Source organism: Amycolatopsis sp. w19, assembly GCF_051373225.1.
In the GTDB taxonomy this organism is placed as follows: Bacteria; Actinomycetota; Actinomycetes; order Mycobacteriales; family Pseudonocardiaceae; genus Amycolatopsis; species Amycolatopsis japonica.
Genome location: NZ_JBPQFM010000088.1, coordinates 1 through 533 on the forward strand (window position 1 = coordinate 1; position 533 = coordinate 533).

Annotated in this window: 1 protein-coding gene; it reads right to left on the reverse strand. The window is 33.2% G+C overall.

Annotated elements, in window-relative coordinates:
* Positions 1-312 precede the first annotated feature (312 nt).
* The coding region (locus ACSMFO_RS40240) for a hypothetical protein (RefSeq protein ID WP_436462553.1) at positions 313-533 on the reverse strand (221 nt) is incomplete at its 5' end.

Here is a 533-nt window from a genome sequence, read left to right on the forward strand (position 1 = left end):
TTGAAATCGAAAGATATTCTCATTATATCATATCTCAGCTATTTAATAGAAAAACGATAATGACTTGGAAAATAACATTCAGCCTGCGTAAATTATAATAAAAAAGGGTGCGTTTCCTTTAAGAAACGCACCCTTTTTCGAAATTAAAGTATTGGTTAAACGTATTATAACATGTTTTGCTCCAAAAAGGTAGGGGGATTTTGTCATAAACAAAGTGCGAAACGTAGACAAATACGCATTGATCATAGATAGGGGATTCTGACGTAAAAGTGTTAAAATGTTGAAAAAGCACCTCTGAACGGGTGCTGTAAATTAAACTAGTTCATCGTTCTGGTTTTTTAGGAACTTACTTTCTAACTCTAATTGTTTCATTCGTCGTTGTAATTCTAAATTCTCTAAGTCTTGTTCTAACTCAGAAGGTAAATCAGTTTGTTCTTTAGCATTCCTCATTAGTTCTCTAGTAGTTGCCAACTTCTTTTGTTCTTTTGAATTCATATTAACAGCCCCTTCCTTGTGACTTGCTAGATTCGACA